Source organism: Gracilimonas sp. (genome assembly GCF_031581265.1).
Taxonomy (GTDB): Bacteria; Bacteroidota; Rhodothermia; order Balneolales; family Balneolaceae; genus Gracilimonas.
The window spans coordinates 1-14,699 of sequence record NZ_JAVLBQ010000051.1 but is presented as its reverse complement, the minus strand read 5'-3'; the positions used below and the strand labels follow the sequence as shown (position 1 = coordinate 14,699).

Below are 14,699 nucleotides of genomic sequence, written 5' to 3'. Positions count from 1 at the left end.
GCAGTTAGCAGTTAGCAGTTAGCAGTTAGCAGTTAGCAGTTAGCAGTTAGCAGTTAGCAGTTAGCAGTTAGCAGTTAAAGCTTGCCAAAAGTTCCGTTACTAACAAATTTATTTTACAGCTTAATTTACTGTTTACTGATCACCGATAACTGTACACAGACTACTGCAAAAAGATTTGTAAATTAGGTGTGGGTTAATAACCTTTCGTAAAATTTTAACGCATTTATATTGATGAGCTTTCTTGAAAAAATTGGTTTAGGCCAAAAGAATAAAGAGCTTTCCCCACTTATTGGTGAAAAAAAGAAGAAGGAAAAAGAAAAGTATTCGCTTAAGCGAAATCCTTATATCCGGCTTCTTATTCTTTTGTTATTCATTGCTTTAAGTTCTTTTTCACTGCCACGTAATCCTGTTAACTCAGGGCTTAACTATACCCAAGGACAACCCTGGCGAAGTACCGACCTCACTGCTCCATTTAATTTCGCACTAAATAAAACTGAAGCAGAATTAGAGCAAGAACGACAAGAAGTTAGAGAAAACACCCCTCCTATTTTTCGTGTCGATGTTAATGCATCTATAACCGTACAGTCACGACTTGATTCAATTTACAGAAATATTCAGCCGGTTTTGGAATCTTATCATGAGTGGCAAGCCTCAAAACGTGCTTCCTCCCCAACTGTTGAAAGCGATAGCTCTTTGTTTAATTCTGAATTTCGAAATTCCGGAGTAGAATTCACCGAAAGTTCCTGGATGCTATTGCTCGAAAGCTATGATCAGGTAAAAAGTGCAGGACTTCCCCAAAATGAATTTATCGGAGTTAGTATCAAACAGCAGCTTGAAAGCCTCATTGATAATCTCTTTGACCGGGGCATCATAAACCGCAATAAAAATAACTTGCAAACCGAGCAGGTTATCATACGGAATAATGAAGAAAGTACGGAACAAACGGTTAACATCACACGCTTAAGAGATTTGAGGGAGGCAAATGAATTTGCCCAATTCTCTTTAAACAGAAATTTTAACAGCCAACAAGCCCGGTTGGCAATGGAAATTTATAACCGGATTATTATTCCCAACTATATTTACAATGAGGAGGATACACAGGAATATCTCCAAGAGGCTTTATCTACTATTTCAGAGACCAAAGGAGCTATCGCCCAGGGACAGGTTATTATTCGGCGGGGCGATATTGTTACTCAGGAAAAAGCCAATATTCTGGAAAGTTTAGCTGAAGCTCGTGCGGAGAATGCGACCAATCTTGAAAAATGGCTTCGATTTGGGGGACAACTGATCATCATCATCGCTGTTACTTTTGTTTTCTTTATGTATATCTACTTATACCGGCGATCGATCACATCAAACAACGCCATGTTCCTGTTGGTATTTCTGATTATGGGGCTCGTTTCCCTTTCCGCCGGACTAATTAATTATTTCGATGTAGCTGACCCTTATATTATTCCGGTTGCCATAGCACCTATTGTACTTACCATTATTTTTGATTCGAGGGTTGGGCTGGTTTCAGCTATTACCTTAGCAAGTTTACTGGGCCTCGTCAATGGAAATAGTTTTGAATTTATTGTAGCGACTTTTACCGCCTGTAGTCTTGGGGTCTTTTCCGTTCGTGATATTAAGGATCGTTCACAGTTTTTCTTTACCACACCCGGAATAGTTTTTGTAACCTACATTTTAGTGATAGGTTCATTCAATATTTCAGCATTAACCGGATGGCAAGAATTTTCCTCTGATTTGATGTACGTAGCAATAAGTGCTGTTTTCATCTTATTCACCTACCCCATTATACTGGTTTTTGAAAAAGTATTTGGCGTCACCACTGACTTCACTCTTATTGAGTTAGGTGATACCAACCAGCCGATTCTAAAAAAATTAATGAACAAAGCGCCCGGCACTTTCCATCACAGTCTTCAGGTGGCAAATCTTGCTGAATCAGCGGCCTCAGCTATTGGCGCAAACTCACTGCTTTGCAGGGTCGGAGCTCTTTACCACGATATCGGGAAAATGATTAAGCCTGATTATTTTGTTGAAAATCAAAGTAAAGGCAGTAACGAGCACGACAAACTGAAGCCACAAATGAGCGCAATGGTTATTAAAGCGCATGTTAGCGAAGGTGTAAAACTCGCTGAGGAGGAAGACCTTCCCGAAATAATTATTGATTTTATTCGCACCCATCACGGAACGTCTGTTATCCGGTATTTCTATGAAAAGGCGAAAGAAGATGATGATTTGAAAACGATGCTTCAGGAAGATCAATTCCGATACGAAGGCCCTCTCCCTTCTACCAAAGAAACCGGGATTTTATTATTAGCCGATGGTATTGAAGCAGCCTCCAGGGCTATGAAAAATCCAACCTACAACAAGCTCGAAAACCTCGTAAATAAAATGGTTGATGACCGGGTTGCTGAAGGGCAACTTAGCCATTGTCCGCTTACGTTTCGTCACCTTCAGGTAATTAAAGAAGCATTTCTGAATATTTTAGTTGGCGTGTACCACAGCCGGGTAGAATATCCTGAAGAAAAAGGAAAAGAGTCGGAAACAAATGAGCCAAAAGCTGCTGAAAAAGCTGAGAGTCCCTCCACAGAAAATGAAAACAGTGAATAATCGTGCCTTTTAAACAAGAGCTGGATTTGTATCTGCAATTTGTAAAGCTTGAGAGAGGATTGAGTGAAAATTCTGTGGTTTCATATAAAAATGACTTGGAGCGCTATTTTTTATACTTAGCTACAGAGAAAAAAATCAATGATCTTTCAGGTGTAGCTCTTAACCATATTGAAGATTTTCTAAATTACCTGGTTGATGAAGAACTTCTTTCTGCCAGTTCCCTTGCTCGTAACATCTCGAGTATCCGCGGTTTTCATGAATTTGCTGTAATTGAAGGAATTGCCAAAGCGAATCCGGCAGAGTTGGTTGAACTACCCAAAAAAGCTTCAAAACTACCCGAGGTTTTAGACCGAGATGAAATTGATGCCATACTTGGCACTCCCGACCTTACTAAACCGGCAGGAATCAGAGATAAAGCTATTCTTGAAACGTTATACGGTACAGGAATGCGGGTAAGTGAACTCACCGGATTAGAGCAAGATCGTTTGGTTTTTGAAATTGGATTTATCCGCGTGGTTGGTAAAGGTAACAAGGAACGGTTGGTACCGGTTGGTGAAATTGCCCAGGATGCTATTTCCCATTACACCGAACACGTGCGTCCCCAATTTTTTAATCCTGAAAAAGCAGATAAAGCCAAAAATAAAGTGTTTCTGAGTGTCAGGGGAAGTGCCTTATCACGTATGAGTATCTGGAATATCGTCCAAAAAGCAGCACAAAAGGCAGAGATTAAAAAAAATGTGTACCCTCACATTTTCCGGCATTCTTTTGCCACCCATTTACTGGAGGGTGGTGCTGACTTGCGGGCTGTACAGGAAATGTTGGGACATTCTTCTATATTAACCACCGAAATTTACACCCATATCGACCGTTCCTTTTTGCACCAGGTGCATAAGGAATTTCACCCCAGAGCTTAATAAAAGTTTAAACCAAAACCATTAAACATTTACTTCATGAAATTTAACAGAATACTCCTGCTTCTACTGTCTTTTTTATTTTTAAGCCAATGCCTTTCTGCCCAGGTTCTAAGTTCCAAATCATATAAAAACGGACTTATAGTTACGGCCGATAAGTACGCCTCTGAAATTGGAAAGGATATTCTTGAACAAGGCGGGAATGCCGTAGATGCTGCTGTGGCGGTTCAATTTGCACTGGCAGTAACCCTTCCCCGGGCCGGCAATATTGGCGGTGGTGGATTTATGGTGATTCGACTGGCCGACGGAGAAACAGCTACCCTCGATTTCAGAGAAAAAGCCCCCGAAAGAGCGAACCGAGAAATGTACATCAGAAATGGTGAATTTGATTCTGATTTAAGTTGGGAAGGAATCTTGGCTGTTGGTGTACCGGGTACCGTAGATGGCATGGTTAAAGCTCTTGAGCAATACGGGAAAATGCCTCTGGATTTAGTCCTTCAACCCGCCATCAAGCTTGCCAGGGAAGGATATACCCTCTCCTACTCTCACGCCCAATCCCTGAATAATCACAAAGAAACTTTTCTTAAGTACCAGGCTTCGGCAAATTATTTCACCACCGGAGATACTACCATGTTTGAAGAAGGCGATGTATTTGTACAGGAAGATTTAGCCCAAACACTCGAACGCATTGCGCGTTTTGGTCGCGAAGGATTTTATGCCGGTCCTGTGGCCGATGCCATTGTCAATGAAATGAAGCGATACCGTGGGCTCATCAACTACCGAGACCTCAGAAACTACGAAAGCAAATGGAGAGACCCTGTTGAAGTTGACTTCCGTGATTACACCCTCCACATCATGCCCCCTCCCAGCAGCGGAAGCGTTGCTATTGCCCAGATATTGAGTATGATCGACGAGTATCCTTTGGAAGAAATGGGACATAACTCAGCCGATTATGTTCATGTAGTCAGCGAAGCTATGCGCCGGGCTTTTGCTGATCGATCCTATTATTTAGGAGATCCTGATTTTGTGGATATCCCCATGAGCGAGTTGATGAGTGAGGACTATAACAACAATCGTATGACCAGTTTTAAGGATGACACTGTAACTTCTTCCTCCTCTCTATCACACGGTGAAATTCAGGGATTTATGGAATCTTCAGAAACCACTCATTTTTCAGTAGTTGATGAAGATGGAAACGCGGTTGCTGTTACTACCACCCTGAATGGGTCTTTTGGGAGTCACGTCTCGGTGAGTGGTGCAGGATTTTTGTTGAATAATGAAATGGATGATTTTTCAGCACAGCCCGGCGAACCGAATGCTTACGGACTGATTGGTGCTGAGGCTAATGCCATTGAGCCCGGTAAAAGAATGCTCAGCAGTATGTCGCCCACCATTGTAACCAAAGATGGTAAAGTGAGCATGGTATTGGGAGCAGCAGGTGGTCCCAGAATCATCACAGCAACATTACAAAGTTTTTTGAATACCGCCTTGTTTGATATGAGTTCTCAGCAGGCCACAGCGCAGCCCCGTTTTCATCATCAGTGGCTTCCGGATGTGATCTTTTTTGATGACTTTGGGTTAAGCCCTGATACGCAAGTGCTTTTGAAAGCCAAAGGCCATACCTTTTTCCCTATGCCCGGCATTGGAAGAGCTCATAATATTTTTATTGATCGTAATGGATTTTTGAACAGCGGAGTCGATCCCCGGGGCGACGGATATGCCGCCGGTTACTAATGAAGTAAATATTTACGTTATATTAGCCTCATTGAATTAGAATTCTACACGTTAATCTTTTAAGATAAACATGGAACAGTCGTATCAATCCATTACCTGGCAAGAAGATCATTTAGTAATACTGGACCAAACTCAACTTCCTCAGAGAGAAATCTATTCTGATGTGAATACCGTTGGGCAAGTTTGGGAAGCGATCAAGAAACTGAAGGTCCGTGGAGCACCGGCCATTGGTATAGCCGCCGCCTATGGGCTTTACCTTGGAGTCAGAGAACTTGAATCAAAAAATTTCACCAGTTTTAATGTGGAGTTGAACCGTTGGATGGAGTATTTAAAATCTGCCCGGCCAACAGCTGTAAACCTGAGTTGGGCTTTGGAACGTGTGAATCAAACCGTGTTTGCCAATAAAGATAAAGAGCTGGATGAGATTAAGGATATCATGCTTGAAACGGCAAAAACTATTCATGATGAAGACAAACGAGTTTGCGCACAGATTGGTAAAAACGGTGCAGAGTTGGTATCCAAAGAAGCCAACATATTAACCCATTGCAATACCGGTGGACTGGCAACAGGTTCTTATGGAACTGCTTTTTCTGTCATTTTGCATGCACACAATGATGGTAAGGAAGTCCATGTTTGGGTTGATGAAACCCGTCCGCTTTTACAAGGAGCCAGACTTACAACCTGGGAATTGAAAAAGGCAGAAATTCCATTTCATTTAATTACTGATTCTGCTGCCGGAGCGCTGATGAATACCGGGAAAGTAGACCTGGTGATTGTTGGAGCTGACAGAGTGGCTGCCAATGGTGATACCACCAATAAAATTGGAACCTATTCCCTGGCTGTTTTGGCTCATGAAAATAACATTCCATTTTATGTTGCCTTACCCCTCTCTACTTTTGATCTGGAATCTGAATCCGGAGATGAAATTGTTATTGAAGAGCGTGATGAAGAAGAGGTTACTCATTTTGGGAAATCTATGATCACTCCAAAGAAGACTGAGGCTTATAATCCCGCATTTGATGTTACCCCTAATAAATACATCACCGGGTTTGTAACAGAAAAAGGAATCATTGAACCAGATTTTAAAGAAAACATCAGGAAACTTTTTGATTAGTATTAGAAGAATGTTTGGTTTCTTCAGTTGCTAAGTCAGGCTCTGCTTCCATTTCGTTATCCTCCAGTTCAGGAGCAGATGTTGTTGTTATTCTTTCACGGTGAATGTTGGCTGTTACCCCTGCTGAACTTCCCAATATAGCTCCTATTCCCGTAGATAAGTAGATGTTGAAACCTGTCAACCAGCTTAAGCCAAATCCCAATGCAATTCCAATCAATGTTGCCAATACCCAAACAAACAAGCTTTTCATTTTCTTTTGAATTTAGGTTAAGGTTAAAGTCCCAATTTTAGCTTGAATGTTGTCACGTCGGTTGAGGAATATTCAAGCTCAGCATTCAGTTGCTTGGTGAAAGCCCTGATAATTCTCATTCCAATTCCTTTAGCAGCCTTTTTCTCGAAATCTTCGGGTAACCCTTTTCCGTTATCCGTCACCTTTAAGAACACTTCTCCGTTTTTTTCATACAGTTCAATCACAATTTGACCGGACTCACCGGGATCAAAAGCATAAATGCAGGCATTCATCACAAGCTCATTTATGATAAGTGCAAATGGCATAGCCCGCCCCATATCAAGGGTAACATTCTCGTTCGCATTCACTTTAATTTGAATATCTTTTTTCTCCTTTCTCAGACCTTGTTGCACCCTGTTACTGAGCTTGATTGCGTAGTTTTTCAAATCAACATAGTTGGTTTGCTTGGCTTGAGCCATAGACTCATGCACAATGGTCAAAGATCGAATAAGTGAATGCAAATCTTTTAAAATTTGATCATTTGTTTTTCCTGAATCATGCTTCAGCTGCAATTCCAAAACAGCCAAAACCATAGTCAGGTTTGTACGTACCCGATCATGAATTTAATTTAAAAGCTGGTTTCGCTCATCTAAAGCTGAACTCAACTTCAACTCTTTTTCTTTCAAAGTGTTTGTCTGCGAATCTACCTGTTCTTGCAGCGATGTATTCCAACTCCCGACCAGATAAATACTTCCAATTCCAATAAAAAACACCAACACAATTGAAATCCATGTAACAATCTCGAAAGACTCATTTACGCTCATCATACTATTAAAAACCTGCTGAGAGAGTCCTGAGCCTGCTATTTCTTTTTCAATAGATTGAGATCCTAATAACTTTGCAGAAATAATAAACATCGCTAAAACCAGCACTACCGTTGTTATCGCAGAATATATCCAGGTAAGTGAAACCTCTTTTTTTTCAGGAACATCAAACATTTTATTTCTGAAACGATACACCGCCGGAGTAAACAAATACAGTATGGGGCCACCAACTAAAATGGCTTGTAAAAACAAACTAACCCACCAGCTTTTCCAAATAACGAGGGTTTCAAATAAGGGTAGATTATAAAAACGACTCCACACAAAAGCCCCTAACGAACAAGCAAGTGCAGCAAACAGAGAAACAACTACGTAGAAGGTAAAACTCCTCAACGTTCGCAGCCCCAAATCAAAAGAGACGCAGTAGTATGACAAAGCGTAAACGGCCAACCCTAAGGTAAATGACATAGAATATAGCAGTGACCAATACCAGGTCATTGCAGCCGTAAAAGCCAACACAAAAGTTGATACAAAAACGGGAATAAAACCCCATTCAAAACCCAGCCAAAACATCAACAACATCCCGATGAGCATTGGGATTTGAATCAAAAAGACCTGCCCAATCTTATCTTGATTCAGGATATCGGAAAAACCAAAAAAGTGCTCTACAATAAAAACAGATGTAATGCTCAATCCAATAAGCAACACCCAAATTCCTAAAAGACTCAAAAATTTCTGATTACCAAAACCAGTCTTTCCAAGTAAGTAATCCATAGTTAGAGGCTCATAACTACAAATACTTGAATCTTCTTGTTTACTTGCCACCATTAATACTCCGATCTAATTCGACTTTATTTAATGCATTGAGCAGTAAATGCTTACGCTTTAATTGTTAATTAATGTAAGTTAAAATTTTCTAATTATCATCGTTGAACATAGAGTATCAACAAAAGACTTCTATATAATAATTTGCTCACAAATACCGGACTACATTATCGGTCTGTACCATATGATGAGAACCATGCCAAACTACTTTTCCATCACGAAGTATGAGCACTTGAGGCGATTCGTGCCTTACATGTAATTGCTGTGAAATATACCCGGCTATATTTCTTTGGCCTATCACATCAATAAGGTAGAAATCTGTCTTTTTTATTTTCTCTTCTGAAATTGATTTCAAATTCTGAAGTGCAAAAAAGCTGGTGGCGCACCGCGTACTGTGTTTATACAAGACTTGCGTTTTATGGTTTGATGAAAGAATAATTTCATCGACTTCTTTCTCCGAAGAAACTCTGTTCCATCCACTCTCAGAACTTGTCAATTCCTCTTCTCTTCCCTGGTTGCTGAAAATATTCCCAAGTGTCTTAAAAAAATTCATAACAGTATATACCTAAAATTAAATTTCACTCAAGTTTATGTAACTAATTTTCTAATTTACGAATCATTCTTTACTGAAATTCATTTACTTAAACAGATAAAGCAATAGATTTAACCAAAAAGTAGGAGATTCATGAATACTCAAATAAAAGCGCAATGGCTGGGTCATTCCGCCTTTCGTCTCGAAAGCCAATCAGGAAAAGTAATTTATATTGACCCATTTTTGAAGGACAACCCCACTACGCCTGACGAGTATAAAGAAGTAAAAGAAGCTGACTATGTACTGTTGACCCACGGCCACGAAGATCATGTAGGTGATACCGTGGAAATTGCAAAAAACACCGGGGCAAAAGTAGTTGGAATTTTAGAACTCATCGGCATTTTAAAAGAAGAAGGACTACCGGAAGATCAGGCCTTAGGATTTAATAAAGGCGGAACGGTTCATTTTGATGATTTTTCTGTCACCTTGGTTTCTGCGAATCACAGTTCTTCCTATAAAGGAAAATATGCCGGAGATCCCGGTGGATTAGTCCTCTCTTTTGAAGACGATATTTGTATCTATCATATGGGCGACACTAATATTTTTGCAGATCTTGAACTCTATGGAGAACTGTACCGTCCCCATGTGGTATTAGCTCCTATAGGTGATCACTTCACAATGGGCCCCGAAGAAGCAGCCTATGCGGTAGATATGATCAGATGCAAAATTGCTGTGCCTATCCATTATGGAACATGGCCTCCAATTGCCAGCGATCCTGAAGAATTCAAAGAGATACTCGAAGAGATTAGCGACACAGAAGTACTCATCCCAGAGAAAGGGGCTAATTTTTTGAGTTGATTTAGACTTTTACGGTAACCTTATCATAGCCATTAATTTGAAATATAATTTGTGGCTTTTTTATTGTTTTAACTTGTAACCTTATTCCTCTTATCGTTTCAGTGATCAATTATTTTTTGTAGTATAGAGTACTAACTAAACTACGGCGTTAATATTTAATCTTAACAAAATCTCTCCATTATGAAGTTAAAACATTTACCATTGATGATGGTCATGCTTCTGCTTATCGGAATCCCGGAGGCAGTTCACAGCCAATCAGTATCTGAGACAAGCTACAATGCTTTGGAACTACGGAACATCGGGCCGGCTTTCAACGGCGGACGTATTGCTGATATCGACATTCATCCTGACGATGAAAATACCTGGTATGTTGCGGTTGGGTCCGGTAACGTATGGAAAACAACCAATGCCGGTATAACCTGGGATCCAATTTTTGATAACCAAAATTCTTATTCAATCGGTAACGTCACTATTGATCCAAGTAATCCCAACATTGTTTGGGTTGGAACCGGTGAAGATGTAGGTGGTCGGCATGTTGGTTTCGGAGATGGAATTTATAAAAGTACCGATGGTGGCCAAAGCTGGGATCATATGGGGCTTAAAAATTCCGAGCACATCTCAACCATATTAGTTCACCCGGAGAACTCTGACGTTGTATGGGTTGCTGCCGAAGGTCCTTTATGGAGCAGCGGTGGAGACCGAGGATTATATAAAACGACAGACGGTGGTGAAACCTGGAATAATGTCCTTAGTGGAAATGAATGGACAGGTGTTACTGACATCGTTATAGATCCGAGAAATCCTGATGTGCTTTATGCCGCAACCTGGCAACGCCACAGAACGGTAGCTGCCTATATGGGTGGTGGACCTGACACAGGAATTCACAAGAGTACCGATGGCGGAGAAACATGGACAGAACTCCGACGTGGACTTCCTTCCTCTAATATGGGTAAAATAGGCTTGGCAATTTCCCCGCAAGATCCGGATATCGTATACGCAGCCATTGAATTGGAACGAAGAACCGGTGGTGTATATATGTCTGATGACAGAGGGGAATCCTGGAGAAGAATGTCTGATGCAGTTTCAGGAGGAACAGGCCCCCACTACTATCAGGAACTTTATGCCTCTCCTCATAACTTTGGGCAAATTTTCTTAGTCAGTAATTATAGCCTTGTATCCGATGATCATGGTGCAAATTTCCGTACCATCAACAATAACAACAAACATGTTGATGACCACGCTATTGCCTTTAAAGAAAGTGATCCTGACTATATAATGTTTGGATCTGACGGTGGGTTGTATGAAAGCAATGACTTTATGGAAACCTGGCGCTTTATCGATAACATGCCCATCATGCAGTACTACAAAATCTCTGTAGATAATGCCAAGCCTTTTTACCATGTGTTTGGTGGAACTCAGGATAATGGTTCCAATGGCGGACCATCTCAAACTACAAATGATGGAATAAGAAACAGAGATTTCTTTAAAACCCTTGGAGCAGATGGTCATGATTCTGCCACAGAACCCGGAAATCCTGAAATTCTATATGGTGAGTTTCAGCGTGGTGCTCTTCACAGAATTGATCGTAAAACCGGGGAGCCTATATTTATTCAACCTCAACCCGGTGAAAATGAAGGACAAGAACGATTTAACTGGGATGCTCCTATTGAAGTAAGTCCTCATGAGCCTACTCGCTTATATTTTGCCTCCTACCGTGTTTGGAGATCTGATGATCGTGGCGACAGCTGGACAGCCGTTTCCGGGGACTTGACACGCAGTCAGGAGCGCATGGAACTTGATATCATGGGTAAGCAGCAAAGCTGGGACAATCCATGGGATATCAGTGCCATGTCGGATTATAATAGCATTACTTCTCTGGAAGAATCTCCACATGAAGAAGGTGTTATTTATGCCGGCACCGATGATGGTCTGCTACACGTAACTGAAGATGGCGGCGGAAACTGGCGGCGGATTGAACTTGGTGACATAGATGGCCTTCCATCATTACCATTTGTTAATGATATTATGGCCGATCTCCATGAACCTAACACCGTGTATGTAACTATGGACAATCATAAATATGGTGATTTCAGCCCATACATTATTAAGAGTACGGACAAAGGTAATTCCTGGGAACTTATTTCCGGAGACCTTCCCGACCGTCACTTGGTTTGGAGAATGGTACAAGATCATGTAGATCCTGACCTGATGTTTGCAGCTACCGAATTTGGACTATTCTTTACAGTTGACGGAGGAAATGAATGGGTTGAACTCAATGGTGGAGCACCTACCATCTCCTTCCGGGATGTCACAATCCAGCGAGAACATGAAGATGTAGTAGCGGCTTCCTTTGGCCGGGGATTATTCATTCTCGATGACTACACACCTTTGCGACATATTAATGAGGAAACACTTAGTCAGGATGCCAAATTGTTTCCAACGCAAGATGCTTTTTGGTATTCACCGGTTAATGTAGTCGACTCACAAGGTGATGATGAGTACGTAGCTGAAAACCCACCGTTTGGTGCTGTTTTCACTTACTATCTCAAAGACAGCTATTTATCTAAAGAAGCTGAACGTCGCCAGCGAGAACGAGAATTGGACGAAGACGAAGATGTACCATTTCCGGGATGGGATGCACTGGATGAAGAGATTGCCTCTGAAAATCCTTACGTGCAAATTACCATTAAAGATGAAAATGGTGAGATTATAAATCGAGTACGTGGGGCGGCCAGTAAAGGCATCCATCGCGTGAATTGGGAATTACGTCATACTTCCAAAAACTGGGTAGATCCTTCTTCAGGTGGTGGAGGTTGGTTTAGCGACTCCTTCCCTGTTGTTCCGGGAACTTACACCGCTGAAATGTCTGTAGTGGATAACGGAGAAGTAACAAAACTATCTGAACCGGTTTCATTTGATGTAGTTCCACTTCAGGAAGGAGCTCTTGAAAGAAAACCCGACTCTCGCCGTCAGGCTTTTATGGATAACCTTATTGCCTTTCAAAACGATCTAACAGCTACTTCAGATCTTCTGGATGAGCAAATGGACAGAGTGAATGCCATGAAAACAGCATACAACCGAGCTGAGGAAGAAGACCCTGCACTGCTGAAACGAATTCATGATGCAAGAATGAGGCTTCTTGAAATCGATAAAGAAATGAGCGGCAGTGAAGCTAAAGGAGAAGTCGGTGAAAGCGGACCTCCTACCCCAAGCAGCCGTATGTACGTAGGCTTCAGAGCGCTGAATACGACGTATGGTCCTACAGCTAATCACGAAAAAGCTGTTGATGCCGGAAAAGCTGAACTTCAGGCTATTAAGCAAGACCTGAATGCATTTATTAATTCTGAAATGCAACAAATTGAACGAGCACTTGAAGCAATCGGTGCCCCTCCTATCAAGGAGTAAAAATTAATTTCAATTCTTAAAACAAGAAAAGGAGAAGTGTAAAAGCTTCTCCTTTTTTATTAATCCAAATTCTTGTATAAGCTTCTCCATTTGAAGAAACTAATCAACAGTAAAAGTCTTAGAAACCGGATCAGCATACCCTTCCAATAAAAAAGCGGAGATTTCATAGGTACCCGGTTCTAATTCGTCTTGAAATGGAATATCAATTTCAAAAACTTTTCTGCTTCCGTTTTTAATATCCAGCGAAGTCACCACCGTCAGGCATGCCTGTTCCTGACTACTGTCAAAAATCACCTCTTCTCCTTTTGAAATCACAAATCCAAACTGACAACTTGAAGGGAATTCAAAGGAAATTTTTTTACCGGTATTATTTAAGATCTCAAAAGAAGCTTCAATATCCCTTAATCGTTCTATTGTTTCATTCTGCAATTCAAGGGACGTGGAAAGTTCTGAATGAGAATCAGATAACAAATCACATCCTGACATCAATATTAGCAGTACTCCGATCAATAATTTCTTCATCGCTTTAGGTTTAGTTTTTAGTTATTACTTCAGGTCATAACAGCTTTTAAAAGCTACTTTTTTAAATTTATGTTATATACCATTTTTATGTAAACTAACTTATGCCTGATAATATTACCAAATACAGCGAATCTTTTAAAATTCGAGCCAATGAAGTCAACCAAGAGAAAAAAGCTACATTGGGAGCGATTTGCTCCCTCTTTCAGGAAGTGGCCGTAAATCACGCTCTAAAACTGAATTTTGACATTACCCAGCTCAACGAGCAAAACCTGACTTGGGTGTTGCATCGTATGGATATCAATATAGATCGATTTCCGGATTGGAGAGAAACCATAATCATTGAAACCTGGCCGGCTGCCGGTGATGCGCTACGGGCTTATCGGGACTATAGAATTTTGGACGCTTCTGGAAAACAAATTGGCTGTTGTTTAAGCTACTGGATGATGATGAATCTAAATACTCGTCGCCCTACCCGAATGCCCAAAGAAGTTTTAGATATGAGATTAAAGGAATTTGACCATGTACTTCCGGTTAAAACAGACAGAGTGAAACCTTTTGAGAACCCCGATACTGAATCAACTTTTACCGTTCGAAATTCTGATCTGGATATGAATAATCACGTTAATAATGCCAGGTATGTTGAGTGGATGCTTGAATCATTAGAAATTGAACAAAAAAATAAGATCACAACTTTAGATGTAATGTTTATGAAAGAAAGTGTTGCAGGTGATACTGTGATTTCTCAATGCAAGTCGACGGCTAATGATAGCTATAAACATCAGTTGAAAAATCAGAATGGAGACACTTTATTAATTGCTAAATCCGGGTAATTATATCCACTATAATGGAAATCTCATCAAACAATTTTATTTTTGAATTTGAATGATTTCTCCCTGTCCAATTTTAAACAGGAAGTTCGGAGTGATCTTAAATTTAGTTTCCTCTGCGGTTACCTCACCCAAAAAAGAATATTCATCATTCTCCACATTTAGCACATGAAAAAGATGCCTGGTTTCTGTTGTTGGGGAATACTTTGCTTATCTCTGTTATCATTGCCCTCTAGGAGCCTGTCGGACTTAACCCATCGAATGAACTAAGAATTGACTTAGAAGATTAATCAAATTTTTGAGGGCCT

Annotated in this window: 12 protein-coding genes; 7 read left to right on the top strand and 5 right to left on the bottom strand. The window is 40.7% G+C overall.

Annotated features, from left to right (window positions below):
- The first annotated feature begins 231 nt into the window (after window positions 1–231).
- From RI561_RS13260 to mtnA, 4 genes are all read left to right on the top strand, one after another.
- Window positions 232–2,613 carry an HD family phosphohydrolase gene (locus RI561_RS13260; protein WP_395080725.1) on the top strand — a complete coding sequence of 794 codons (2,382 nt, stop codon included), beginning with the start codon at window positions 232–234 and terminating at the stop codon, window positions 2,611–2,613.
- A gap of 2 nt (window positions 2,614–2,615) precedes the next feature.
- Complete coding sequence (gene xerD, locus RI561_RS13255; protein ID WP_395080724.1) at window positions 2,616–3,527, top strand: site-specific tyrosine recombinase XerD; 912 nt, start codon at window positions 2,616–2,618, stop codon at window positions 3,525–3,527.
- Between the two features lie 36 nt (window positions 3,528–3,563).
- Window positions 3,564–5,258, top strand: a complete 1,695-nt coding sequence (gene ggt, locus RI561_RS13250; RefSeq protein ID WP_395080723.1) for a gamma-glutamyltransferase — start codon at window positions 3,564–3,566, stop codon at window positions 5,256–5,258.
- 70 nt (window positions 5,259–5,328) lie between these two features.
- A complete protein-coding gene (gene mtnA, locus RI561_RS13245; RefSeq protein ID WP_395080722.1) occupies window positions 5,329–6,372 on the top strand; it encodes an S-methyl-5-thioribose-1-phosphate isomerase in 1,044 nt (347 codons plus the stop codon).
- On the opposite strand, the gene RI561_RS13240 is transcribed toward mtnA, so the two are convergent.
- From RI561_RS13240 to ytxJ, 4 genes are all read right to left on the bottom strand, one after another.
- On the bottom strand, window positions 6,353–6,622 hold the full coding sequence (locus RI561_RS13240) for a hypothetical protein (protein WP_395080721.1): 270 nt from the start codon (window positions 6,620–6,622) through the stop codon (window positions 6,353–6,355). The two genes, mtnA and RI561_RS13240, sit on opposite strands and share 20 nt — an antisense overlap.
- Window positions 6,623–6,645: 23 nt before the next feature.
- Window positions 6,646–7,224: a sensor histidine kinase gene (locus RI561_RS13235; RefSeq protein ID WP_395080726.1), complete on the bottom strand. Its 579-nt coding sequence runs from the start codon at window positions 7,222–7,224 to the stop codon at window positions 6,646–6,648.
- On the bottom strand, window positions 7,225–8,196 hold the full coding sequence (locus RI561_RS13230) for a hypothetical protein (RefSeq protein ID WP_395080720.1): 972 nt from the start codon (window positions 8,194–8,196) through the stop codon (window positions 7,225–7,227).
- Between the two features lie 199 nt (window positions 8,197–8,395).
- Window positions 8,396–8,800, bottom strand: coding sequence for a bacillithiol system redox-active protein YtxJ (ytxJ, locus tag RI561_RS13225; RefSeq protein ID WP_395080719.1), 405 nt, complete (start codon window positions 8,798–8,800; stop codon window positions 8,396–8,398).
- A gap of 132 nt (window positions 8,801–8,932) precedes the next feature.
- Between ytxJ and RI561_RS13220 the strand changes: the two genes are divergently transcribed.
- The gene (locus tag RI561_RS13220; RefSeq protein WP_395080718.1) at window positions 8,933–9,637 is read left to right on the top strand and encodes a metal-dependent hydrolase; all 705 of its coding nucleotides are present in this window, start codon (window positions 8,933–8,935) and stop codon (window positions 9,635–9,637) included.
- 180 nt (window positions 9,638–9,817) lie between these two features.
- On the top strand, window positions 9,818–13,042 hold the full coding sequence (locus RI561_RS13215) for a glycosyl hydrolase (RefSeq protein ID WP_395080717.1): 3,225 nt from the start codon (window positions 9,818–9,820) through the stop codon (window positions 13,040–13,042).
- 99 nt (window positions 13,043–13,141) lie between these two features.
- On the opposite strand, the gene RI561_RS13210 is transcribed toward RI561_RS13215, so the two are convergent.
- Window positions 13,142–13,564 carry a BsuPI-related putative proteinase inhibitor gene (locus RI561_RS13210; protein ID WP_395080716.1) on the bottom strand — a complete coding sequence of 141 codons (423 nt, stop codon included), beginning with the start codon at window positions 13,562–13,564 and terminating at the stop codon, window positions 13,142–13,144.
- 101 nt (window positions 13,565–13,665) lie between these two features.
- Here RI561_RS13210 and RI561_RS13205 point away from each other — a divergent pair, with 101 nt between their 5' ends.
- On the top strand, window positions 13,666–14,394 hold the full coding sequence (locus RI561_RS13205) for an acyl-[acyl-carrier-protein] thioesterase (RefSeq protein WP_395080715.1): 729 nt from the start codon (window positions 13,666–13,668) through the stop codon (window positions 14,392–14,394).
- Window positions 14,395–14,699 lie beyond the last annotated feature (305 nt).